Annotated in this window: 19 protein-coding genes; 7 read left to right on the forward strand and 12 right to left on the reverse strand. The window is 39.2% G+C overall.

The window, feature by feature from the left end; translation table 11 throughout:
- Positions 1–10: 10 nt before the first annotated feature.
- Entirely contained in the window at positions 11–787 is a 777-nt protein-coding gene (locus Q0X72_RS03275; RefSeq protein WP_297761979.1) for a hypothetical protein, read from the forward strand.
- Between the two features lie 70 nt (positions 788–857).
- Here Q0X72_RS03275 and Q0X72_RS03280 read toward each other — a convergent pair whose 3' ends face one another.
- The 4 genes from Q0X72_RS03280 to Q0X72_RS03295 are packed head-to-tail and all read right to left on the reverse strand — an operon-like array spanning position 858 to position 4848.
- Positions 858–1925: a membrane dipeptidase gene (locus tag Q0X72_RS03280; protein ID WP_297761981.1), complete on the reverse strand. Its 1068-nt coding sequence runs from the start codon at positions 1923–1925 to the stop codon at positions 858–860.
- 9 nt (positions 1926–1934) lie between these two features.
- Positions 1935–3047, reverse strand: coding sequence for a D-TA family PLP-dependent enzyme (locus Q0X72_RS03285; protein WP_297761982.1), 1113 nt, complete (start codon positions 3045–3047; stop codon positions 1935–1937).
- A gap of 11 nt (positions 3048–3058) precedes the next feature.
- A complete protein-coding gene (locus tag Q0X72_RS03290) occupies positions 3059–3523 on the reverse strand; it encodes a RidA family protein (RefSeq protein WP_297762008.1) in 465 nt (154 codons plus the stop codon).
- Between the two features lie 8 nt (positions 3524–3531).
- Positions 3532–4848, reverse strand: coding sequence for a gluconate:H+ symporter (locus Q0X72_RS03295; protein WP_297761985.1), 1317 nt, complete (start codon positions 4846–4848; stop codon positions 3532–3534).
- 103 nt (positions 4849–4951) lie between these two features.
- Here Q0X72_RS03295 and Q0X72_RS03300 point away from each other — a divergent pair, with 103 nt between their 5' ends.
- From Q0X72_RS03300 to Q0X72_RS03315, 4 genes are all read left to right on the forward strand, one after another.
- Complete coding sequence (locus tag Q0X72_RS03300) at positions 4952–6214, forward strand: aminotransferase class V-fold PLP-dependent enzyme (protein ID WP_297761987.1); 1263 nt, start codon at positions 4952–4954, stop codon at positions 6212–6214.
- Positions 6215–6393: 179 nt separating this feature from the next.
- The gene (locus tag Q0X72_RS03305) at positions 6394–6888 is read left to right on the forward strand and encodes a DoxX family membrane protein (protein WP_297761988.1); all 495 of its coding nucleotides are present in this window, start codon (positions 6394–6396) and stop codon (positions 6886–6888) included.
- Entirely contained in the window at positions 6885–8468 is a 1584-nt protein-coding gene (locus Q0X72_RS03310; protein WP_297761990.1) for a Gfo/Idh/MocA family oxidoreductase, read from the forward strand. The genes Q0X72_RS03305 and Q0X72_RS03310 overlap by 4 nt, the downstream gene beginning before the upstream one ends.
- Before the next feature lie 114 nt (positions 8469–8582).
- A complete protein-coding gene (locus tag Q0X72_RS03315) occupies positions 8583–9305 on the forward strand; it encodes an energy transducer TonB (protein WP_297761992.1) in 723 nt (240 codons plus the stop codon).
- A gap of 69 nt (positions 9306–9374) precedes the next feature.
- Here Q0X72_RS03315 and Q0X72_RS03320 read toward each other — a convergent pair whose 3' ends face one another.
- Positions 9375–10265 carry a metallophosphoesterase family protein gene (locus tag Q0X72_RS03320; protein ID WP_297761994.1) on the reverse strand — a complete coding sequence of 297 codons (891 nt, stop codon included), beginning with the start codon at positions 10263–10265 and terminating at the stop codon, positions 9375–9377.
- Between the two features lie 114 nt (positions 10266–10379).
- Between Q0X72_RS03320 and Q0X72_RS03325 the strand changes: the two genes are divergently transcribed.
- Positions 10380–12755 (forward strand): GAF domain-containing protein, encoded by a 2376-nt coding sequence (locus tag Q0X72_RS03325; protein ID WP_297761996.1) that lies wholly within the window; start codon positions 10380–10382, stop codon positions 12753–12755.
- Here Q0X72_RS03325 and Q0X72_RS03330 read toward each other — a convergent pair.
- The gene (locus Q0X72_RS03330) at positions 12752–13957 is read right to left on the reverse strand and encodes a Pycsar system effector family protein (RefSeq protein ID WP_297761998.1); all 1206 of its coding nucleotides are present in this window, start codon (positions 13955–13957) and stop codon (positions 12752–12754) included. The two genes, Q0X72_RS03325 and Q0X72_RS03330, sit on opposite strands and share 4 nt — an antisense overlap.
- Before the next feature lie 45 nt (positions 13958–14002).
- Here Q0X72_RS03330 and Q0X72_RS03335 point away from each other — a divergent pair, with 45 nt between their 5' ends.
- Entirely contained in the window at positions 14003–17716 is a 3714-nt protein-coding gene (locus tag Q0X72_RS03335; RefSeq protein WP_297762000.1) for a metallophosphoesterase, read from the forward strand.
- 1 nt (position 17717) lies between these two features.
- Here the strand turns inward: Q0X72_RS03335 and Q0X72_RS03340 are convergent, their stop codons facing one another.
- The 6 genes from Q0X72_RS03340 to Q0X72_RS03360 form a co-directional block, all read right to left on the reverse strand.
- The gene (locus Q0X72_RS03340; protein WP_297762002.1) at positions 17718–18572 is read right to left on the reverse strand and encodes a hypothetical protein; all 855 of its coding nucleotides are present in this window, start codon (positions 18570–18572) and stop codon (positions 17718–17720) included.
- Between the two features lie 2 nt (positions 18573–18574).
- Positions 18575–19465 (reverse strand): GyrI-like domain-containing protein, encoded by an 891-nt coding sequence (locus tag Q0X72_RS03345; protein WP_297762004.1) that lies wholly within the window; start codon positions 19463–19465, stop codon positions 18575–18577.
- Between the two features lie 4 nt (positions 19466–19469).
- Positions 19470–20813 carry a vanadium-dependent haloperoxidase gene (locus Q0X72_RS03350; RefSeq protein WP_297762010.1) on the reverse strand — a complete coding sequence of 448 codons (1344 nt, stop codon included), beginning with the start codon at positions 20811–20813 and terminating at the stop codon, positions 19470–19472.
- On the reverse strand, positions 20813–22786 hold the full coding sequence (locus Q0X72_RS13900; RefSeq protein WP_367180408.1) for an FG-GAP-like repeat-containing protein: 1974 nt from the start codon (positions 22784–22786) through the stop codon (positions 20813–20815). Before Q0X72_RS13900 ends, Q0X72_RS03350 begins: the two co-directional genes overlap by 1 nt.
- Before the next feature lie 47 nt (positions 22787–22833).
- On the reverse strand, positions 22834–23817 hold the full coding sequence (locus Q0X72_RS13905; protein ID WP_367180409.1) for an FG-GAP repeat domain-containing protein: 984 nt from the start codon (positions 23815–23817) through the stop codon (positions 22834–22836).
- A gap of 172 nt (positions 23818–23989) precedes the next feature.
- On the reverse strand, positions 23990–24849 hold an 860-nt coding region (locus Q0X72_RS03360; RefSeq protein ID WP_297762006.1), incomplete at its 5' end, for an FG-GAP-like repeat-containing protein.

The raw sequence follows: 24849 nt of genomic DNA on the forward strand, positions 1-24849 counted from the left end.
TACATTAAAAATGAGAAAACTATTTATAATCTTGGCAATGACATTATTCACTACCATTGCTATCGGTCAAGAAGAGGAGCCTCTGTATCTCATGTTCGAGTTTATGCATGTAGATGAAGACCAATCGGCCGCTTATGCGGAAACGGAAGAATTTTGGGAAAAAGTACATGTTCAAAGAGTGAAGAATGGGGATTGCATAGGATGGGATCTTTGGCAACTTCAACCAAATGGACAAGAGCAAGGTGCCCAGTTTATGACGGTTAGTTTGTACAATGATCCTGTAAAAATGATGGAAGGTGGCGATTTTAATAAGGCATGGACTGGGGCATATCCAAATCTATCTGATGAAGAAAGTAATCAAAAAATGGCGCAAACTGCAAGCAGCCGTGATCTGACACATAGGATATACCTCTATGAAATAGATAAGACAAATGATAATTTTGATATGCCATTGGGGACCTTGGCAGTAATCAACTTTATGAAAGCAAAACCAGGACAAGCATCAGCTTATGAGAATATGGAATCTGAGGTCTTTAAACCAAATCATCAGAAAGATGTTGATTCTGGTGCAAGGGCAAATTGGGGATTATTGAGGAATATGATGGGTTATGCAACAGAGGCATATGCAAGCCATATTACCGTGGACATGTACACAGGATATGATCAACTTTTTAACGGAAATAATACGCCCTTAACGGAGGCGCAACAAAAAGCAATGCAGGAAATTGACAACCTAAGGGACCTTAAGTCGTTCACTTTCGCCACCTTGGTTAGAAAAGTCCGTTGATCAATAAGATAATTGTAAATACTATTTGAGTTAGATCCTCCCAAGAAATTGGGAGGATCTTTTTATTTGTTTAACGCCATATGTTATGTAGAAAGTTTATGAAATTTACATGCATAATATTTTCAATATCCTTAGAGGTGTATCCTCTTTTACTTAATAATGACGGAAGTTTCTGTAAATCGGAAATAGTATCTAGATCATGCGGACATTGTTCTTTGCCAAATCCGCCATCAAGATCGGTTCCTATTCCTACATGAGAGGAATTTCCTGCAAGTTGACAAATATGATCAATATGGTCTACCATGGTTTCTAATGTAACCCCCATTGCCTTAGGAGATGATTGGCCACGTACCCAATTTGGCACCATCATCCACGCATCAAGTGCCATTCCGATAACTGCTTTTCTATTAATTAATTCCTGGATCTGTTCATCGGAGAATTGCCTGTTGTGGTCTACTATTGCTCTACAATTATTATGACTTGCCCAAACAGGACCATTATACACTTTCATGGTTTCCCAAAAACTTTGATCACATAAATGGGTAGCATCCAGAATAAGATTCAAACGTTCTATTTCTCGCAAAAGTTCTTTCCCCTTAGTTCCTATACTTCCCATAGAATTGGTTCCAAAAGCATATGTTCCGGGGCCGTAGTGCGCCGGACCTATGGCTCTTAAACCCTGCTCATGGGATTTTTTCAAATGCTCAAAGGAGACAATAGAATCTGCACCTTCAAGGCTAAGGATATACCCAATAGGCTTCTTATTTGCAGAATCCTGGTTCCAAAGATTTATATGATCATTTAGTTGTATTCGATTTGTAATTTGGGTCATTTCTCCAATCGCCTCCATTTCTCTATACCACGCTAACTGACCCTGTGTTTGTGCCCATGCCTGTTGCGGGGAATTCCAACCCGGAAGTGGATTTGTTTTTTTTGAAAAACGGGCTATTTGTGTGGCTACGCAAAGACCAATATTTCCTTGCCGCAAAGCATGCAGAGAAACTGTATTTTTTCCGCGATCGGGTTTGTCTGTCATCCCTTCTTCCCTTTTCCGGATCTCTACCACCGAAGCGGTAAGATCCCGATTCCATTCCAGGGCATTCATAGCAAGATCCAGATGTGCATCAAATATGAGCATACGAGTAATTTATATAACTGAGCTATGGTCCCTTGCGGCTACTTTCCAGGAACCTGCAATCTTGCCATTCGTTACCGTAAGCAATTTAGGATATTTCGCAACGGTAGGACAGATATGCATGGGTATGGCATAGAAAACATCACCGACCTCTGTAATCTTGCCAGGTGGGCAATTTAGCACCAAATGTTCTTCACTTTGTCCTATTTGTTCACAGTCTTCCAGTCCAAATATTTTGACTCTGGGAAAATTCATTTCAGGTGCGATCGATTTGTGGCCAAGGTCCAGACAAATTACATTTGGATTAGGCTTACTGATAATTCTGGTAAGTAAAACAGCGGCATGTAAGAATTTCATTTCTTGAAACGAGCTTGAATACCGCTCATCCCATAAGAGGGTTGTTCCAGGGCTGGCTTCCACTTCCTGCCTTTGCGCATGGATAGGAAAGGTGGGAGAGCCTCCCATTACAATGGTTTCAACATTAATCCCTTTCTTTTCTAATTCTGTTTTAAAATTTGAAACTTTGTCAAAAGCTTCATCGCATACTTTTTTTCGATCATTTATAACAGGTTCTCTTATATGGCCGTCATAAGCGTGGAGGCCTCTAAAAATGAGGTTGGGATCTTTAGAAATTAATTGACATAAGTCTGCGGCATTTTCACCTGGTTCTATTCCTGTGCGGTTCATTCCCGTATTGAGGTCGAGAAATAAGGGAACTCTAATTTCTTTGGAGGCTGCTTCTACAGAAATAAGTTTAATAATAAGCGCATTGTCTACAATTGTTGAGAAGGTAGACTTAGGAAATTGAGTTATTAGCTGGAAGAATCGAGAAATATTTGCACCCACTGGTTGTATGGCCAACAGAATATCTTTAGCACCGCATTGCCCTAGAAGTTCTGCTTCGGCTATTGTAGCACATTTGAATTTTTGTATCCCATATGCCATCTGCATTTCAATTATTTCCCTGGTCTTATGTGTTTTTATATGTGGCCTAAGTCGTTCAGCCGTGCCTGCCATTTCCACCATCAATTGAATATTTTTTTCAATTCTATCTGGATATACCAAGAGTGAAGGAGAAATTAGTTCATCGGTATTTTCAATCTGATACCAGGCTGATTTATCCATAATTGTTTATTTCAATGCAGTTGAAACATGGCTTCAATTTCGACGGGGATATTCCCGGGTAATATCATCCCTACGGCGCTCCGTACACCTACCCCAAGATCATTTCCAAATATATCGGCCATCAACTCACTAAAACCATTTATGACAAGGGGTTGCTGGCCAAAATCGGGCGCGGAATTAACCATACCCAACACCTTTACCACCCGTTTGATCTGATCGATACTCCCAAAATGGGTTTGAATGGTAGAAAGCATGGTAAGCCCCACTTGTTCTGCGGCTAATTTACCTTGTCCCAGGTTCATATCATCTCCGACTCTTCCGGTGATGAAGGTGCCATCATTTTTCATAGGACCCTGCCCAGAAACGTATAGAAATTTATCTATTACCAATATAGGTTTATACACCCCTGCCGGCGGTGGAGCCGGAGGCAAAATCAATCCAAGTTCTTTTAGTCGTTGTGAAGGAGTTTTATCCATGGCTATTGTCATATAAATTGGTTTAAAATCAAAATTCCTAAAAGACCCACAACCCCAACGGTTGTTTCCATTAGTGTCCAGCTTCTCAATGTGTCTTTGACAGACAGGTTAAAATACTCTTTGAACAACCAAAAACCGCTGTCATTCACATGAGAAAGCATCAAACTTCCTGAACCTATGGCCAGTACCATTAATTCAGGACTCACTCCGGTTGCTTCAACTAAGGGTAAGACAATGCCCGCAGCGGTTAGTCCGGCAACCGTTGCCGACCCAACACAAACCCGAATTACTGTAGCGATAAGCCAGGCTAAAAATAAAGGAGACAACGAAGAATCTTTAAGCAGATCGGCAATATAATCACTTACACCACTATCTATCAACACCTGTTTTAAAGCTCCTGCTCCGGCAATAATTAAAAGTACCATTGTAATTCCAGAGATAGAATCACCTACAGAAGTCATCACTTCTGTCATTTTTTTCCCTCGTCTTAAACCCAGGGTATAGATTGCTACTAGAACAGAGATAAGCATGGCTATTACTGGATTTCCTACAAAGGCGATGATATCTTTAAACAGAAAGTCTGTTGGAAATAACAAATCGGTCAAAGTAGCTAAGGCTATGAGTATAATGGGCAATAAGGCCGTTAAGATACTAATACGCATACTGGGCATTTCCTCATTCGTTAGAATTCTGGGATTAACAAATTCTTTTAGAGGAGTTGCATTAATATTTTTTAAAGTCCGGGAAAAAAATGGTCCTGCGATGATGATCGCAGGTATCGCCACAATTATTCCATAGATCAGAGTTTTACCCATATCTGCATTGAACATTACGGTAATTGCCGTAGGTGCAGGATGGGGTGGAAGGTAACCGTGAGTAACGGAAAGGGATGCAAGCATAGGCAGACCAACATAAAGTAGAGGTAAACCAGTAGCAGCCGCAACCGTAAAAACCAAGGGTACCAAAATTACAAATCCAACAGAATAGAATAAGGGGATGCCCACAATAAAGCCAGTTAGCACCGCAGCCCATTGAATATACTTACGACCAAACCTTTCTACTAATTTGGAAGTAATTCGTTGTGCGGCCCCGCTATCTGCAACTAATTTACCGAGCATGGCCCCCAGTCCGAGAATCATGACCAGAAATCCCAAGGTATTACCAATTCCATTTTCTATAGAGGCAACAACTGTCTCCAGATCCATTCCCTCGGCAATGCCTACGAACAATGAAACAAGGATAAAGGTTATAAAAGGATTGAGTTTGCATCGGGCTATTAGAAAAAATAAAATAAGGATCCCAATTATGACAATAATTAAAGGCATGGTTCTATTTTGGTAGTTATTAGAATAGTTTAATTACTAAATATACAATTTGAAAAGACATTTAAGGGATCTATTTTTTATCTTGTAGAACCATCCCGGCCATATGGACAAACGATCTTTTTTACGAAAAATAGGGCAGGCAGCAGTAATTACGCCTTTTTTACCTTATCATCTTAGGGCGGAAATGCCTATACATGCACCTTCTTATGATGTAACTAATGAAGACGAGTTTTGGCAAAGGATTAGGGTAGATTACGCATTGAAACCGGACTACATCAATCTGGAAAATGGGTATTATAATATTGCTCCCATTCCTACTATTGAGAAATTTCATAAGCATATAGAACAGGTGAACTATGAGGGGTCCTATTATATGCGGACGGTGCAATGGGACAACAAGAAACGTATAGCAAACCGCTTAGCTGACTTGGTGGGATGTAATTCCGATGAATTGATCATTACCCGGAACACCACAGAATCCCTTGATATGGTCATAGGCGGCTATCCCTGGAAAGCGGGGGATGAAGCAATTTTTGCTGTTCAGGACTATGGGGCTATGCGAGAGCATTTTAAACTTATTGCCAACCGTTTTGGGGTGGTCAATAAAACCGTATCCATACCCAACCATCCCAAATCTGATGAAGAATTAGTGGCCTTATACGAATCTCAGATCACTCCCAAAACGAAATTGCTGATGGTATGTCATATGGTAAATATCACTGGCCATATAATGCCCATACGAAAGATTTGTGATATGGCTCATAGACACGGAGTGGAAGTTATGGTAGATGGAGCGCATTGTGTTGGCCATATTAAAGTAAATATTTCCGAACTGCAATGTGATTATTATGGCTCCAGTCTTCATAAATGGCTTAGTACCCCTTTAGGAGCAGGACTACTATTTGTAGCAAAAAAGAACATCCCGAAGATATGGCCACTATTGGCGGAACATCCCCGGGATGATGATGATATTGAAAGATTGAACCATATAGGTACTCATCCGGTACATACAGATCTTACCATAAATGACGCCATGGACTATCTGGAGATGATAGGACTGGAAAGAAAGGAACAACGGTTGAGGTTTTTACAGCGATATTGGTCTGACCCCCTCAGAGGAAGAAAGAATGTGATCATTAATACCCCTGTTGAAGCACATCGAAGCTGTGGTATTGCCAATGTGGGTATAAAGGGAATGAAACCTTCAGACCTTGCAAAGACCTTACTAGACGAGTTTAAGATATTTACCGTAGCCATTGACCAGGATAATGTGCAAGGCTGCAGGATAACGCCAAATGTGTATACGACCATTAAAGAATTAGATCATTTTATCTACGCAATAAAGACCTTGGCAGAACGCGTATAAGATTCCTGAAAGAAACCGTTATTCTTTTGAGGAATAAGTGATGAGATGGTTCTTTAACTGATAAAAATCATAGTATTTTATCGGTAACGACAATATTTTTGAGCGTTTTATACAGTACTAGTATCAACACCTCCTATGGCAGGTTGAGTGCATATTTATGAATTCAAAATCGTGAAATAATGACAGTGACACTTCAAAAAGAATCGCTCACCAAGAGCTTGGTGTTTTTACGGATCCTGATAGGATGGCATTTCCTCTACGAGGGGGTCATTAAACTTTTTAATCCGGATTGGACAGCTTTTGGATACCTGGCTACAGCTCAGGGCCCTTTAGATTGGCTATTTATCTCAATGACGAACGAGGCAATTATTGGATGGGTAGATACCCTGAATATGATAACTCTCATCTTTGTTGGGATCACACTAATCCTCGGGATTTATGAAAAATTAGGTGCTTTTGCAGGTATGGTGCTTTTGGGCATGTATTATTTTGCCCATCCGCCATTTCCCTGGTTAGAGCAACTTAATATTGAAGGAAGCTATTGGTTTGTGAATAAGAACCTGATTGAACTAGCTGCATTATGGGTACTGTATCAATATCCCACAGGTTTTTATTTTGGATTGGGTTATTTAAAAGGTCAAAGAACTAACACGGCAAAAACACCACAATTATGAAATGGACAAGACGCGACGTATTAAAAGGATTAGGCGGTTTGCCCATCCTGGGATCTATATGGTGGGCGGGTACAGCAAATGCGCTGGTTAAAAGCAAAGATCGCTCAGAGATTTTGGAACAGTTAAAAATTCAACCCTCTTTAACTTCGGTACTTCCTGAGATTGGAGGAGCACCAATTCGTCTCGGTATCATAGGTTTTGGGATCAGGGGTGAACAACTTTGCAGAGCCCTGGGTTTTGCAACACAAGACTGGCTCGAAGAAATGAAATTGGAAGAAGAGACCACTGGGAACACCCAATTAAAAGAATTTCTTGATCAGGAGAAGTTAAACATTAAAATAAGCGCAGTCTGTGATGTTTTTGATGTAAAGGCCGAACTTGTCATCGCTTCATTTTCAACACCAGAACATACTGTAAAGCGCTTTACAACCTATCAGGAAATGATACAGAGTGGGGAAGTAGATGCTGTTATAATTGCTACCCCAGACCATTGGCATGCACCAATGGCAATTGAAGCTCTTAACAATAATGTTCATGTTTATGTGGAAAAACCAATGACACATTCCATTGAGGAAACGTACGAACTTCGTGATGCTGCTGAAAATTCAAAAGCCTTACTGATGGTGGGGCATCAACATAGACAAACCCTTAGCTTTAAAACGGCTAATGATATTGTTAAGAAAGGCGTTCTGGGTCATGTGTCGATGATACAAACGTTTACCAACAGAAATGATGATAATGGTGCATGGAATTATGATATACACGAAAAAGCAAATGAACAAACTATAGATTGGGACCTCTTCTTAGGAAATGCACCGAAGATACCATTTAATAAAAACCATTTCTTCCGTTGGCGCAAATGGTGGGCTTATGGCTCTGGTTTATCTGGCGATCTGCTCACACATGATTATGATCGATTAAATTGTGTATTGGGAATGGGGATACCATCTAGCATTACAGCTTCCGGAGGTATCTATACCCATAACGATGGTAGAAACGTGCCAGATGTGCTGCAGGTAAATATGGAATTCCCAGATTTTAGCACTGGCAGTAGTCAGCCAAAAGGGAAGGAAAAAGGAATGACCTTTACCTATAGCGCAACCCTTGGGAATGCATTTAACAGGCCCACTATTTTAATGGGTCATGATGCTTCCATGGAACTGGGGAATAATCTTACCGTGTGGCCAGATAATGGTTCTACGAAATACGCAGAGATGATCGAGGAGGGAAAAATGAAACCTAATGTGCCTATCTATCATTATAATCCGGGAGCAAATATGCCAGATGCAGTGTCTTCTGCCACCTCTCAATATTTTGCGGATAAGGGGCTAATGTGGACGTATATAGACGGTGTTCGGGTTAACTCTACCTTCCTGCATCTAAGGGAATGGCTAAGTTGTATACGCAATGGAGGCACCTTGAGTTGCGGTATTAAAGAAGGTTTTGAAGAAGCCATTTCTGCCCATATGACCGGACTCGCCTATAAGCTTGGTAGGAGGATAGAATGGGATCATGAACAGCAGCTAATTGTCCCTATGGAAGGGATCAATTTTGATGAAGTACTGTTGTCTTCTACCTGATATTTGTTCATAGAGCAACATTAGAAGGTTTACAATCAGTCATTTAAAAACTGATAAATGTCATAGTAATTCTTTGGTATTGGATTTAATTTCAATGTATTAAAAGCCAATATCATGCAAGTCAAAAAAAATCCAAAATTCGATTTAAATAGAAATAGTGGCCTTTATTTTGTTATTGGGCTTACTATTGTCTTGTTCCTAACATGGCGGGCACTAGAGTATAAGACGTATCCGAAAGACATGGAAACCTTAAGTATGGCGATGGCCGAAGACGACTTAAAAGAGGAAGTTCCTATAACGGAAGCCATTAAAACTCCTCCACCTCCCCCTCCACCATCTGCACCTGAAGTAATTGAAGTTGTAGAAGATACTGAGGAGATAGAAGAAACCATTATTGAAAGTACTGAAATTAGTCAGGAAACGGTTATTGATGCAGTAATAGCAGTAGACGATGTGGAAGTAGGGGAAGAGGAAGAAGAAATAACAGTGCCCTTTGCTGTGATAGAGAACGTTCCTATTTTTCCCGGATGCGAATCTGCCCGTAATAATGAAGAACGAAAAGAATGCTTTCAAAAAAAGATTCAGGAGCACATCATCAAGGAATTTAATTATCCCCCTGCTGCACTGGAACTCGGAATACAAGGAAAGGTATTTGTACAGTTCCTAATAGATTCTAAAGGTAATATCGGAAGCATAAGAATGCGAGGCCCGGACAAAAATTTGGAAAAAGAAGCTCACAGGATCGTCGCTTCACTTCCACAGATGACGCCAGGGAAACAAAGGGGAAGATCTGTTTCGGTTCCCTACAGCATTCCGATTAACTTTGTTATTCAATAAAGAATATTTTCTAAAGATTCATCTCATATATAGATCAAGGTGGGGCTAGGTCTGGAGATGGATCTTTTTCTATTGGTAATCTATAAGATTTTTTGGTCCTTCCAGTACTACTCTTACAATTTGTAGTGTACCATCTTCCTTGGTAGCTATATGCCATTTGATCAATACAATTGCACCATTGGTGATCTCAATTCCTGTAATACTTCTGGGATGAACACAACTACCATCGTTAAAAAAAGGAATTTCTCCAGGGCGCGCAAATCGTGGCCTGTGGGTATGCCCTACAATGGTTATGAGCTTATTGTTGTTTAGAATCCATTTTTTTATGCGTCGTTCCACTTTAATAAGCTCTTTGTAGTTTTTAGCCGGACTCGTCGGATCTGCAATACCCCAAACTTGTAGAGGGGTCCAAAGCACCCGGACTAAAAATCTCGCCCAGCGCCAAAATGTGTAGTTCCACCAATCGGCCTGATGTCCGTGCACCAGAAAAATCTGCTGACCGGTATCGCGATGTTTTAAGACAAGTGCCTCGTGATAGGTAATATCCTTAAATAGATCTTTATTAGATTCATCGATGGGATCAAAATAACTACCTAAGTGCTTTTTCACGTAATCGGGGTCTTTGTAAACCATATCATGGTTTCCCCAAATCATGTGTAAGCGATTTTTCAAATGATATTCACGAAGTTGCTGGTATACATTCTTATGGGCATCAAAAATGTCTTTAAAATGCATATTTTCCCATAATTCGTCTCCGTCGCCAAGTTCGCAATACTGAAATCCTTCCTTGTAATAATGCCTGATGGCATGAAAATAGACGTTCCGATTGTTAGCAAAATCATCTGCAAAACTGTTATCTCCCCTATGGCAGTCACTGAAGAAGATAAATTTTGAGGAATCATCGAATAGCAACGTCTTGGCGTTCTTATAGGCCTTGCTGAGCCTTGTATTGGAAGACATAGGGTTAATTTGTATAAATATCTTAAAAAAGTGAGGAACATCGGGTATTTTTTCTAATCAATAAGAAAAGGATTTGTTTTGTAATTTTATGGAGAAATAGTAGACCAATCTCTTATGACATCAAAGGAAACAAATGAATTGCCATTAAAGCTAGTCATAAGTTTTGACAAACTTTTGAGACAGTACGAAGAAATGGCAAAAAGCGATGATCCATTTATGGTAGAGAAAGCCAAACGGATCCTGGATGCACAAGCCCCTTATCCTATTTTGAGGGAGGGCTTTACAGATGTTGCCCTTCTTGATACTTATAAGGATACAATTGGCCTTATCCTGGAGGACTCCTTTTCGGAAGTACTTACAGAAAATGAGATCAAGGCCGCATCCCTACCCTATTTCGATGTAACTTTCAACGAATCCAAACGCTTTAAAAAGATCCTCAAAGAAGCGGGAAAAGATTTTGGCCTATCACTGAGAAGGGAGAATGATAATATTGACTACATCATGGGGTGCGTTGTTATCCTAAATTATCATTATGGATTTAAGCTAGATTTTCAACGACCTTTCTTTTACGAGATACCAGACACCAATGGTGTTATACGGCACTATCGTGTTTTGTACAATGCAGATTTCATGGAGATCCTTCCAACTAAATTGTCTAAAGACCTTAATCAGGAAGATGTTGACCAGTTATTGGAAAACCCTTATAATATTGAATTATGGAAGGAAAAAATACCTCCAAATAGTTTTATTTCAAAGGGATTTGTTATTTCCAATATGTTCGATGCAACTGCAGAACAGGCTATTTCTAAAATTAAATCAGAATTAATTGCCAGCAATAAAAGAGGCAGTAAAAATTTCATGAAAGATCTTCAGGCAACTTTTAAATCCTTTTTTAAACTTAAGGACTTAAAGGTAGGATTTGTAACCTATAATGCTGAAGAAGACCAGTTTGAAAAGGTTTTTGGTATTGGTATACAGAGTTTTTTATTGAATGATGGAGATTTTGAAGCTTGTAATAAGGCCCTATGCCATCAATCCTATGAAAAGCTACTAAAGCTGAACACCTATTTTATTGTTCCAGATGTAGAGAAATATTTTGACAAATCTGGCGGAATGCAACCCTACAAGAACCTTATGGAACAAGGGATAAAGAGCGCCATTTTAGCACCTATTGCACTCAATGGAAAATTGTTAGGAGTATTGGAGATCGTATCCCAGGTTACGAACCAGCTAAATGGAGTAAATGCCAAAAAGCTAGACGATGTAATGCCCTATATTGTTTCCGCTGTGGTGCGCTCAAAGATCGAAGAAGAGAACTTAATAGATGCTATTATCCAAAAAGAATGTACTACCATTCATCCTGCCGTTTATTGGAAATTTAAGAAGGAGGCTAAACGATTCATCAAGGATGATCTAAAGGGGAATGAACCATCTTTCAATGAGATTGTATTTAAAGATGTATACCCCTTATACGGACAAACAGATATCCAGGGATCATCAAATGCCAGGAATATGGCCATTCAGAGGGATCTGATGATACAATTATCTGAGATTAATACAATTCTTGAAGCCGCATGGCAGGAAACTAATCTTCCTATTTATGAAGAACTCATTTTTAGAGTAGAAAATCATATTGAGGATGTAAAAGAGGTGCTTCATACAAACAGTGAACAGGCTATTTATAATTTTGTAAAGAGCGAAATAGAACCTGTATTTCGGTTTTTGAAAAAGAATGATTCCTCTCCTCTTATTAAACTTATTTCTTCTTACGAGAAACGTATTGACAGCGATACAGACACCTACTATGATCATAGGAAGAATTATGATATGACCATCATGCAGACCAACAGGCAACTGGCAGCTATTCTAGATGAACGTCAAATAGAAGCACAGGCCATGTTCCCTCACTATTTTGAGCGTTACAAAACAGATGGAGTAGAGCATAACTTATATATTGGGAATGATATCACGGATGATAATTCTTTTGATATGCTATATCTTAATAATCTGCGCTTATGGCAATTACAGGTTATGTGTGATATGGAAAATGGCTATTACAACTTAAAACCCTTATTGCCTGTTAAGCTAGATGTAGCATCATTGATCCTTGTTTACAATACGTCACTTTCTATTCGGTTTAGAATGGATGAAAAACATTTTGATGTGGACGGCACGTACAATGCGCGATACGAGATCATAAAAAAGCGCATAGATAAATCCTTTATCAAAGGAACCACAGAGCGTCTTACTTCAAAAGGGAAATTAGTAATTGTGTATTCTCAAAAGTCGGATGAATTAGAATATTTGAGATACATCTCATTTCTGAAGTCGAAAGGTTATTTTACCAACAATATAGAGATCGTAGAACTGGAAGGGCTTCAGGGAGTCACAGGATTAAAAGCTATCAGGGTCGAAATACTTTACAATAAACAAGAAGAACCTCAGAAAACATATACTTATGAAGACCTCATGGAGGCATTAAAAGCTTAATTTACTACAAGATCAGCCATCCTCTCGGGCCCAAAATATCTAAAGGCAATACCAAAAGCTATCACAGAAATAATTATACCGATCATGAAAATGGTATAGGTCCATCGAAGAAGCTTGTATTTTCGATTTAAAACCAAGCCAAGAAAATAAAGATCTTTAGTTAGTGAAGAATAGATATATTCTTTATCCTTCACTAATTCCATAATTGCCCATTCGAACTCGGCTAATTCCATTTTGTGAAAATTCCCGAAGAACAATAAATTCACTTTCTTATTTTTAACATCCTCCTTTGTAAACTTGCCACTTGTTACATTGGGTCGAGTTGCCGCAACCGCCAATACCATTGATGCTACGCCAAAAACGATAAAGATTATTGTTGGATAAATTAAATAGGTATTGGAAGGATTGTCCAATTTTGGGATTAAGTTAGATAGGGCCAGGGAAATAATGATGGCATTGACAGATAACAGAATATTTGCTTTTGTGTCGGCTATATCACTTAGGGTTAAATGGTTTTTTAGGGTAACCCTGAACAGCGTTTGAATACCTCTGTCCGGACTTTCATTTTTGTATTTGGCTTTTAAGGATTCTTTTTTGGCTATATTTTTTTCTGTCTTCTTTTCTTTAATGAGTCTACGAAGATTCTTATCCTTTCCTGGTTGCCAATTTTTAATGGCATAATCCGTATAATAGCGATGTTCTGTGCGAAACATCTTCACGTTTTCATCGAGCCAGTCTTTGGTGGTGTAGGTAGCGATACCCAGTTTAGAAAGTTCTTCTCTAAGCAACTCGGAAGTTTCCAAAAAGCTTTTTTGTCCAAAATGCGAACAGTCGGCATCTCTGATGATCTCCTCCAAAAGTGAAATAGGCTGGTAGTACCTTTGGGTTGCCATAATACAATCTTCTACACGGGCTATTAGCTTAGTGTCGTATTCAATTCTACTCAGGAAATCTTTTGCAATGTCACAACTGCTTTTCTCATGATTCTCCGATCCTTTTGTATAGCCCGTATCATGAAGCCAGGCAGCTAACAGAAGGACTTCTTTGTCCTTTTCTTCTAAGGAATAATAATCTATTAATACTTTAGTACTTTTAACTACGCGTTGGGTATGCCGTAAATTATGATAAAGAAATTTAGGGTCTAATTCCCTGGATAATAAGTCTACCACAAATTGGTTAGTTTTCTCAACAAATTCCGACATATACTATATTTAGGTCTTACAAATTACAAAATTTAGACGTTGAACATGGTAAAACATTACACTCTTATACTACTTATTCTTTTGTTCACAAGCTGTGCTACCTATCGCGTAAAATACGATGACACTAATGCCACTGTAGATACATTGACGACCAAAGAGATCTCTCATACGTTTTATTTAATTGGGGACGCCGGACTTTCTCCTGTGGGAGAATTAAATCCGGTTTTGAAATTATTCAGGGAAAAATTAAACAAGGCAAATAAAAAAAGCACAGCAATTTTCCTTGGAGATAATATTTACCCAGCAGGCTTACCAGACAAAAAAGACTCCACCGCCGCATATAAGATGGCCAAGAACCATCTGGATGCCCAACTTGCAACACTTGCAAATTTTAAAGGTCACCCTATCTTTATTCCCGGCAATCACGATTGGTACAATGAAGGACTAATAGGCCTGGAGAGACAGCAGAAATACGTTGAAAAAAAGATAGATAAAAAGAATGTTTTTTTACCGGAGAACGGCTGTCCTATAGAAGTAGAAGAAATTTCGGACGAGGTATTGCTGGTCACCATTGATACAGAATGGTTTCTTGTGAATTGGGATAATCACCCTACCATCAATGACGGATGCGATATAAAAAGCAGGGATGCCTTCTTTGAAGAAATTGAAAGCATCATAAAAAAGAACCGGGATCGTACTACTCTTATCGCTACGCATCATCCCATGTTTACCTATGGATCACATAATGGTCTGTACGCATTTAAAAAGCATATATTTCCAGTAAATGAGACGCTGCCACTCCCCATTATTGGAAGTGTTATAAATGTTTTAAGGAGAACATCCGGAGCTTCTATTGAAGATCTTCAAAATAGCAGATATACTACTTTGAGAAAGCGACTGGTAACCTTGGCCCAGTTCTCAGATCGAGTAATTTTTACGTCAGGTCATGAACATACCTTGCAATATATTGTAGAAGATAACACGCCTCAGATCGTAAGCGGATCTGGCGCAAAAAAGGGGTATACAAGGTTAATGAACGGAAGTAAATTTTCAACAGGGCATCAAGGGTTTGCCAGTTTGGAAATCTATAAGGATGGGTCCTCTAAGGTAAGGTTCTATGGATTGGATGATAATGAAAACGAAGAGTTCCTATATGCTTCAGATGTACTTCCTCCTTTTAGAGAAATAAATGAGGACAAGTATCCCGAAATATTCCCAGCCGAAATAGAAGCTTCAGTTTATACGGAAGAAGAAGTCAATAAAAGCGGATTCTATAAGGCTGTTTGGGGCGATAGATACAGATCTTATTATGGCACTAAGGTAAAGGTACCAACAGTACGATTAGACACACTTTTTGGAGGTTTGGTGCCCGTGAGAAAAGGTGGGGGCCATCAATCAAAATCATTGAGACTGCGTCATAAGAATGGCAAGGAATATGTAATGCGGGCCCTGCGTAAAAGTGCGGAACTATACTTACAAGCAATGGCTTTTAAAGATCAGTATATTGTAGGCGATTTTGAAAACACCTATACCGAAGATATTTTAAGTGATTTTTACACCGGGGCTCATCCGTATGCCCCCTTTACTATTGGTTCACTATCGGATGCCGTGGGAATTTTTCACACTAATCCTGTGCTGTACTATGTGCCAAAACAATCAGCATTGGAAGAGTTCAATAAAACTTTTGGTGATGAACTATACATGATTGAGGAACATGCGGGTGACGGTCATGGTGACCTGGAGAGTTTTGGCTTTTCCAATGAATTAAAGAGCACGGAGAGTATGTTGGAAGACCTCAGAGAGGATGAGCGATATATAGTAGATACGGATCTTTTTATACGAGCCAGATTGTTCGATATGATCCTGGGAGACTGGGACAGGCATACCGATCAATGGCGCTGGGCCGAGTTTGAGGATAAAGAAAAAGACAAGATCGTTTATAAACCCTTTCCCAGAGACAGGGATCAGGCCTTTTCCAACATGGGAGACGGAGCCTTAATGAGTGTTGCCACAAGAATTATTCCTGGCCTTCGGGTTATGGAAGGTTTTAATAAAGAAATTAGAAGTGTTGAAGGTTTTAACTCATCACCAAGAGTCTTTATTCTAGACCTGGCCATATTTCCGGAAACCACAGAGGAAGAATGGATCGCTCAGGCAGAATATATTAAAAGCAACCTTACAGCCTCGGATATTGACAAAGCCTTTTTACAATTTCCGGAGGAGGTTAGGGACGAAACCACCGAGGAGATCAAACGCATACTCTTAGCCAGAGCCTCTGCTATAACTGCAACAGCGAAGAAATACTATGCCGTTTTAAACAAGTTTGCTGTAGTCACAGGAACGGATAAGGACGACTGGTTTGAAATAAATTACCTAAATGATAAGGAAATAGAAGTAAAAGGATATAGGATCATAGATGGAGAGAAAGAGAAATTATTCTTTAAAAAAACATTCTTTGAAGGAACCACGAAGGAAATATGGGTATATGGCTTGGATGATGACGACCGTTTTGAAGCCCGTGGAGAATTTAAAAATCGTATAAAGGTAAGGCTTATAGGAGGGCAGAATAACGATATTTATGACATTGAAAATGGCCATAATATCAGTATTTACGATTATCGTTCAAAGAAGAATACTTATAAGAATACCCAGGGAGCCAGGATCAATAAAACGGATGAGTATAACATTAATACGTATTTGCCACTGAAGATTAAAGGTAATACCAACCAACTAATACCAACCATTGGATTTAATCCGGATGATGGTTTTAAAATAGGTTTTAGTGATTTATACATTTTTAATGGATTTAGGCAAAATCCATTCACCCAACAACATAAGATCAACGCTTCCTATTATTTTGCAACCAGTGGATTCGACCTGGGATATGCCGGAGAATTTGCGAACATCACTGATAAATGGAATTTTCAGATTCAGGGTCGGTTTACGTCACCCAATTACAGCATCAACTTTTTTGGCTTTGGGAACGAGAGTGTCAATTTAGATGACACACTGGAACTAGACTATAACAGAGTTCGACTACAAAGCCTGTATGTGATTCCTTCTTTAGTTTGGCGAGGTCATTTAGGTGCTAAGTTTATGACCGGTGTTTCCTATGAAAGTATATCTGTGGAGGAAACGGATAACAGATTTATTAATACATTTTATCAAGCAAATGGAGAAGATACCAAGAACAGTTTTATAGGAGTTTCTGCCCAATATTCCTATGATAACGTGGATAATACTGCTTTTCCTATGCTAGGAATGTCTGCCAACTTCGCCTTAGGCTATAAAACAAGCGTCACTAATTCTGATCAAGGTTTCGGATACTTTGTACCAAGTTTGTCTATTGATCATAAATTAGTTCCTGGAGGCTGGTTAGTCCTGGCTACAAAATGGAAGGCTCATTTTAATTTCGGCAACGATTTTGAATTTTATCAAGGCGCAAGTATCGGAGGGGTAGACGGGCTGCGTGGATTTAGGAATCAGCGATTTACAGGGAAAACATCCTATTATCAGAATACAGATCTGCGGCTGAGTTTAAAGAAATTAAAAACGGGAATCTTGCCCACTACTTTTGGCCTTTACGGAGGGTTCGATTACGGAAGAATTTGGTTGCCAGGTGAAAATTCAGATCAATGGCATACTTCTTATGGTGGGGGTATTTTTCTGAATGCATCCGATTTTATCACTGCCAGGGCGGCCCTTTTTCAAAGTGCTGATGGGTCTAGAGTAACATTTGGATTAGGATTTGGGTTCTAAGTTATTTTGGGAGGGTAAATGTATAGAGATTTCCACCGGTATTGTGATTTCTCTCATCCGAAAGTAGCATTGTGGAATTGTCTTTAAAACAAAGCGCTTCTAATTGAGTCCGTACCCCCAGATCTATAAATTGTACCGTTCCTTTCGAAAAATTGGGCAGGTCAAATTTTGTGATCAACCAAAGTGAACCATAACCTAAAAGCACGATCTTCTTCTTATCTGGAGAAATGGCAGCGGAAGTAATTTGGCAGGTAGTAAACTTATTACAGGTTTTAAAAGTTCCCACAAGTTTGGCATCATAATTACCTGCTTTAGCGGGAACAGTATAAATTAGTGCCTCGCCATAGAATGGGTTGCTTCTGTCCTTGGTAATAAGATAAAGTACATCATCGAGATGGAAAAAGGCCTCTGTATCATACTTCCTTTGTGAGGGAATAGGAGGATACTCTTTTTGTTCAGGAAATTTAAAATTGATTTTTTCTGCCTCTATTTTATCTCCGGGCTCTATCGTAGGATTTGGTATCTTATAGATCACCAGATCTTTTCTGTTATTGTCATTATTCCCAAAATCGCCTATATAGAGATTACCCTTGTCATCTTTAGTAAGATCTTCCCAATCGTCATTCTTGGCATTTTTTACTTTGAATTCTCTTAGTCGCGCTCCCTTAGTGCTCACTTCATATATCACATCATCATTCCCATTGTCTTCTATAAGCCAGATCTTATCATTTTCTAGAGTAGTAATACCAGAATTTTCATTGAATTTATTTGGTAGATCACAAACAAAGTTGAGTTGTCCATGTTGCGCACAACCGGTGCTTAAAACGCAAAGAAAAAAAGATAGAAAAAGTTTCACTTCTATTTAGATAATGGCATATAGACTTCCGCCTTCCAGGTAATTTCATTTACTCCCATATTGGGATTGCTATAAAATATTTCGATCGGTAATCCTGTAACTTCAATGTTATTCTTTTCAGCATAATCTAATAAGGCATACCAGGCCCTGTCTGATGTTATATAATTCCCATTATATATAGCTTTTAGAGCTTTCTGTTGTGTTCTTATGCCGTATTTTAAGTCTGGGTGCTTGGGCAGGCTATCATTCTTGATAATAGGATAACAAAACTTAAATTCCAAACTGTCATTTGCCATGTTCCATCGTGTAATTTCAATAAATGGCTTGCCATTTAATTCCACACCATTATTTACCAAATAAGGGTCGAGCAAGGGGAAATCTCGCATCATACCACCGGCTTTCTCAAACTGTGTGGTCTTGTTACTTACATAGGCATAATACGTAGAATCTATTTCTCCTTCCCCAACTACTTTTATCTTGATATTTTTCAGATCTTCTGCCAGGAGTTCCCCAAATTCTATTAGTGTTTTTTTGGTTCGCTTTTCAAAATCGGTATCAAAGAATGGGATCTTAATTTTATTAATAAGCGAATGAGCACTATCCTTTGTAAAAATCTTGATCTTTGAAATGGAGTCATTAACTTCGCTAATGTCCCAGTCATAAATATGGGTCGAATCACTAAAATATAGTGTTTGTGACAAATGCTCCAGATCTTCATTAAATGTTAATTCTGAGTTTTCCAGGCTGGTATTCCATAGCTTAATGGTTTGATTAATAGTGCCGGTATTTGCCTTTACCTGCATGGTTACCAAATAATCATAAGGGTATACAAATACATACCAAACTATCCCTCCTAGAATTAGGAATAAGATTAGAATACTAACTTTCTTCATAAATTTATTGGGTTTGCGCCAAACGCGATTTATTTTCCATGGTAAGATTATTTACCACAAAAGAACCTATATCTCTTCCTTGTTTAACTCCAATTTCTACCGCAGCACGGTAATGGATCCCTCCATACATTCTGCTGATAGCAGCCTCGTCAGCAGCTTCTCTGAAAGAAGAGAATGTTCTTACAGGAAGACCATAGGGCAATTCGGTATCGTCCTTAAAGGTAAAATTTTCTCCAAAAACATCGGTGAGTACTGTAGAAGCGGCTCCTGAAACAACACTGTGACCACTTGTATATTCCGGGAAGGGTGGGGTTTGAAGTACAGGCTTCCAATTCTCATCAATATGCTCATTGATCAGCGTTTCGGGCCTAATAAGGTTGCTTCGGTATTTTTCATCCCAGCAGCTAATAAAGGCATCTGCGATAGCCATGGAAGTCTTGGTATAGGCGTAGACGGTCTTATCAAAATCACTGTCTGATTGCTTACAGGCTATCTTAGTAATACCTATCCAATGAGCCCCGGGTGTAATTTTTTTTGTTGCAAACATTAAATGCCCCCTCGTCACAGAAACATAAGGATTGCAATCCCAAAATTTAGCAATTATAACTTCTTCAGAAGTATCGCCTTCGGCTGTCATTTTCTGACTAATATCATAAACCTCCTGTACTTCTTTATAAAAATCAGTGCCTTCTTCCATAGAAAAAGGAGGGGGTGGAACTGGCTTAAATTGATCTGCCGTTTTTATAACAAAGGGCCTTATTTTACTCCAATGGGGTTCAATACCAGCCATATAAGAAGGAGGAGTGGGTTGCCATCGCGAAACTTCATCAGTATTCACCGTAAATTTGGGCATGGTCCTGGTTTGCTTATAATTGTCCTTATCCATCCAGGCGCCTATATGATCTGCCACTTGAAGGCCGTACTCTTTTGATGCCTTAAATTCATCTTCATTTTGAGAAGCCCAAATTGTATATAAGCTATCCCGGAAAACCTCCATTTTGTTTTCACTAAAAATTAAGCGTCTGCTAAGATCCATGTGAGCAATTAGTGCAGCCAATGCATTATTAACCGGTTTGGAGGCATCCGGAGAAGGAATGGGGGTTAATTCATGTATCTGCCCAACCAAAGAGGTAAACCTGTCATTATTAAGACTTATGATCTCATATGCTGCAATATTGGGATAGGCGTAAATTCGACTCGCCACAGGGGGAGAAAAGATATCATGGATCATGATCTCGGTTACTTTGTCAATTGAACTATGCAGTTGCTGGGGAGTAACAACTATAGGTGTTTCTTCTTTTTGACAGCTGAGGATCACCAAAACCAGTAATAAGAAGTAATACTTCATCATTTGTTTTTTTTATTTACTATTTGGTATAGTTGAACTTTCTCGTTGTTATAAGTTGCCAATAAATAGGGTTGGTTGTGTATAGTAAGGATATTGAGATGTCTGATGGATCTTTGCGCAAGATCTAATCCCAATTGGTCGCCCAAAATTACATTATTTTTCCCTTTTATCATAGCCCCGGCAAACGCTCCCAGTCTGCCATGATAGGGTTTCACTCCAAAATAATTCCCGGCTGCCAACACTTCTTCTGTTCCGTCACCATCAAAATCATACTTTGTAAAAGCCATTATTGGCGCAACTTGTAATTGCCTGGAAAAAGGAACAAATTTAAATTTGCCTTGCTTATTTTCAAGGTATCCTGATCGCAATTCGTTTACATACAATTCTCTAGCTTCCTTTAGTTGATTCCTTTCAAATATATCTTCAATGGGTTTTCCGGCAAAGTCCTTATAGGCAGTAAACTTCTTTCGTAAGCTTACCAATTGGTCTGCAAGCCCTTTTAATCCTTCAATAGGATAGTATTGGCCATTTTTTTCTGTAACCACAATGGTTTCTGTACTACCATTCTGATCAAAATCTGCATAGTACATTTTCATGGGGGCATTTTCAGATGCTTTAAACTTAGTATTTAATCCCCAGTTTCCAAGTAAATAATCCATATCCCCGTCCTGATCTATATCATAGGCCACAAGGCATTCCCAAAGACCATTGATTGCGTTCTCTAAAACATTTTCTTTAATAAATTTTCCTTTTACATTTTTAAAGAAAACAGGCGACATCCATTCGCCTACAACGATCAGATCTGGTGTTCCATCACCGTTATAATCATCCCAAATGGCATCGGTCAGCATCCCAAGATTGGTGAAGTTCTCGTTCTCAATACGCTCAAAAATTCCGTTAGTATTCCTTAAAATGTATGATTCAGGATTCTTGCCAAAGTCATTTGTGATCATTTGATTCCCAACAAACAGGTCTAAGTCCCCGTCCATGTCGTAATCTGAGGTGGCAAGGACAGATGCATTCTGAAAAGTCGCAGCTAGATCCTGTTTAATAAAGGTAGAATCGGTTTTCAGGTAATAGGCATCCAGCAACGGAGGCATCTGGTTAAAGAAGTCGGCTCCACCAGTACCTATGAACAAGTCATTCTTACCGTCTTTATTAAAATCTGCAATGACAGATACCACATCTTCAGTAATAGAATCATTGGTAACTTCCGGAAACAATGATTCTTGATATCCGTCAGATGTTTGAATATAGAAAGTGGATGGTTTAAACTTGGAACTCCCAAAGAACAGATCATCTTCACCATCACCGTTAATATCTCCCACCGCCAGCGCCGGACCCCGATCTGATACTTCATAGGGAATCAGCTTTTGACGGTTGAAATCAACATAGGGATCTTCCTGATGCACAAATTGTATCCCCATATTGTCATCAACTTTTTTAAAGAGTATTGTTTTATTACTCTTCAACCATGGATAAGCGAATGGCAAATTATCCTGAGGGTACACAACAAGGGTTTGATTTACGGCTACATTTTTTAAGACCTGTGTTGTATTATCTGGCCAAAGGATCCTTAAGGAATCTACTTTCGTATGAGATCCATAACCCAAATGAATGATAGGCTCTGAGGAGGCCTGAAAACCTCTTACCGTGTACATTTCCTTAAACTGAAGAACTCCCTGGTGATAGGATAGTATTTTGGTCCCAATCCCCAATGAATTCTTTCCCGGATAGTTGAGCTTAATTTTTAAAAAATTAGCTTCGGTATTGGTCTGGTTTATATAGAGGGTAGCCGGACTATTAATATTGTTCGTCACAAGATCGAGATCTCCGTCATTATCTAAGTCGCCCAATGCAGTAGCACCAGATACCAGGGTATCTCTATCAATCCAATCCGCAGATCGGTCTACAAAATTCAAACTATCCGTTCCTTGAAAAATATAGTTGTGAATTGCACCCGAAGGCATCATATCTAGTGCTTGTTGGTCTACTAATTTGGTATTGTTAAGTTTCTTTTTTATTTGGTCATCAGATGCATAATTGATAAAATCCAGATCGTTGGGTCGTTTTGGTATTCCGTTTGAAATAAAAATATCTTGTTCTCCATCTTCATCGAAATCGGCAAATAGTGCACTCCAACTCCAGTCAGAAACTGGTAGTGGTACCCGTATTGATTGATCCTCATCTTTTGGATCTGAAGATCGTCATCTCCCTCTGAGGATTTTAGTACGGTCTCGTCCTCGGGAAGCATATCTAGTGATAGAATGTCTGGCCATCCGTCATGATTTACATCCGCCACATCGTTCCCCATAGAAAACCTGGTGCTATGTCCAAAATAGGTCTTTAAGCTTTCGGTAAAAGTACCATCTCCGTTGTTTAAATAGTAGTAATCATCTTCATGAAAGTCGTTCCCCACATAAATATCCGGATATCCATCCTGATTAAAATCGCTAATGGCCACTCCTAGGCCATACCCATTGATCCCTCCGTAGATGCCTGCTTCTTCGCTCACCTCTACAAAAGAATCCCCATCGTTCCGTAAAAGCTTGTCCCCGGTCTGGAAATCTCTTTTATACCGAAGATCAGCTTTGCCAAAAGATTCCTGGGTATGAACTGCGTGATTTAGGAGATAAAGATCAAGGTCCCCGTCCAGGTCAAAGTCAAGAAATGCCGCATTAGAACTATAGGTGTCAAAATCCAGGCCGTATTGTGCTGCACTTTCTGTAAATGTTTGGTCTCCATTATTAATAAAAAGTTCATTATAGCCGTTAAAACCATTGATGCCGACTACGGCACAGACATAGATATCCAATAATCCATCCCCATTTACATCTCCCATCACCGTCCCTGTATTCCAGGTACTATTCCCTGCTACACCGGCTTTCTCGGTAATATCCTCAAAATTGAGATTGCCTTTATTTAGATAGAGTTTGTTCTTTACCTGATTTCCGGATAAATAAATGTCTGGTAAGTCATCCCCGTTAATATCACCAATGGCCACTCCCCCTCCATTGTAAAAGTAGAGATAGTCCAGAATATTAAGCTCATTGGTTTCGGTAAGGGAGTTGTTAAATTCAATACCTGTTTCATCTGGACTGGGATTTGTAAACAGATCACCTCCAGCTTTGCCTCACCCAAATAGCAGCATCAATACACCAATAAATGAAATAATTTTAGTCATTAAGCCTGTAGATCTTTGGTTGTGCATCATTCAATGCTGCAATGACAAATTTATTGCCGTTACGATCTTTGAATTTTTTTAAGTGTTTGATCTCCTCTTTGATAAAAAATCCACTTTTGGAATAGTCCTCCCATTGGTAATTCAACTCTTTATTCCCCAAAAGAACATTGCCATAATTGGCATCTAATCTGGAATATTGGGGCTTGAATTCAAAATTGTTCCCTCCCATGATAAGGTCTATGTATCCATCATTATTAATATCAGTGCAGGCTATTCCGCAAATACATGAGAGTTGTACCCTTGGGGGTAGTATCTTAATGCTGAATTTACCACCACCTTCATTAATGGCTATGATTGATTCTGCGATACCCGATTTTTTCATGATAGAATTATCGAATACTTCGGCAGGCCATAATTCATTAATGGTCTTTTTTGCATATTCTGAGGCCTTTAAATTCTGCTTTTTAAGAGAAACTATTTGATTCGTTAGTTCCTTCTTTTGATGCAGGGGGTAGTCCTTCCCATTTTCATTGAGCGTTACGATCTGCTCAATGGTGCCATTGCCATCAAAATCATTGATCCACATTTTCATGGGATTTTTCAAGGTGGGTTTATAGTGCAAATTGGCACCTTGATTGCCTAATACAAGATCGAGGTCGCCATCATTGTCCAGGTCTGCCGCCTCCACCACATTCCAGAGACCATCCAGGCTATCTAGTGAAGAGGGCATTTTAGCCAAACGTCTTCCGGAATTTCTATAAATTTTAGGGGTTCCCCATTCGGAAACCGTAACCAGATCTTTTTTATCATCACCATTCATATCGGCCCAGACCGCACCGAACGCATGCGTGC

The sequence above is a fragment of the uncultured Muriicola sp. genome (genome assembly GCF_947258935.1).
In the GTDB taxonomy this organism is placed as follows: Bacteria; Bacteroidota; Bacteroidia; order Flavobacteriales; family Flavobacteriaceae; genus Muriicola.

Coding starts and splice junctions, on each gene's coding strand:
- Q0X72_RS03290 (WP_297762008.1), bottom strand. CDS start 3,523: ATGGATAAAACTCCTTCACAACGACTAAAAGAACTTGGATTGATTTTG.
- Q0X72_RS03315 (WP_297761992.1), top strand. CDS start 8,583: ATGCAAGTCAAAAAAAATCCAAAATTCGATTTAAATAGAAATAGTGGC.
- Q0X72_RS03350 (WP_297762010.1), bottom strand. CDS start 20,813: ATGAAGTATTACTTCTTATTACTGGTTTTGGTGATCCTCAGCTGTCAA.
- Q0X72_RS13900 (WP_367180408.1), bottom strand. CDS start 22,786: ATGATGCCTTCGGGTGCAATTCACAACTATATTTTTCAAGGAACGGAT.
- Q0X72_RS03335 (WP_297762000.1), top strand. CDS start 14,003: ATGGTAAAACATTACACTCTTATACTACTTATTCTTTTGTTCACAAGC.
- Q0X72_RS03310 (WP_297761990.1), top strand. CDS start 6,885: ATGAAATGGACAAGACGCGACGTATTAAAAGGATTAGGCGGTTTGCCC.
- Q0X72_RS03345 (WP_297762004.1), bottom strand. CDS start 19,465: ATGAAGAAAGTTAGTATTCTAATCTTATTCCTAATTCTAGGAGGGATA.
- Q0X72_RS03330 (WP_297761998.1), bottom strand. CDS start 13,957: ATGTCGGAATTTGTTGAGAAAACTAACCAATTTGTGGTAGACTTATTA.
- Q0X72_RS03320 (WP_297761994.1), bottom strand. CDS start 10,265: ATGTCTTCCAATACAAGGCTCAGCAAGGCCTATAAGAACGCCAAGACG.
- Q0X72_RS03280 (WP_297761981.1), bottom strand. CDS start 1,925: ATGCTCATATTTGATGCACATCTGGATCTTGCTATGAATGCCCTGGAA.
- Q0X72_RS03300 (WP_297761987.1), top strand. CDS start 4,952: ATGGACAAACGATCTTTTTTACGAAAAATAGGGCAGGCAGCAGTAATT.
- Q0X72_RS03295 (WP_297761985.1), bottom strand. CDS start 4,848: ATGCCTTTAATTATTGTCATAATTGGGATCCTTATTTTATTTTTTCTA.
- Q0X72_RS03305 (WP_297761988.1), top strand. CDS start 6,394: ATGACAGTGACACTTCAAAAAGAATCGCTCACCAAGAGCTTGGTGTTT.
- Q0X72_RS03325 (WP_297761996.1), top strand. CDS start 10,380: ATGACATCAAAGGAAACAAATGAATTGCCATTAAAGCTAGTCATAAGT.
- Q0X72_RS03285 (WP_297761982.1), bottom strand. CDS start 3,047: ATGGATAAATCAGCCTGGTATCAGATTGAAAATACCGATGAACTAATT.
- Q0X72_RS03275 (WP_297761979.1), top strand. CDS start 11: ATGAGAAAACTATTTATAATCTTGGCAATGACATTATTCACTACCATT.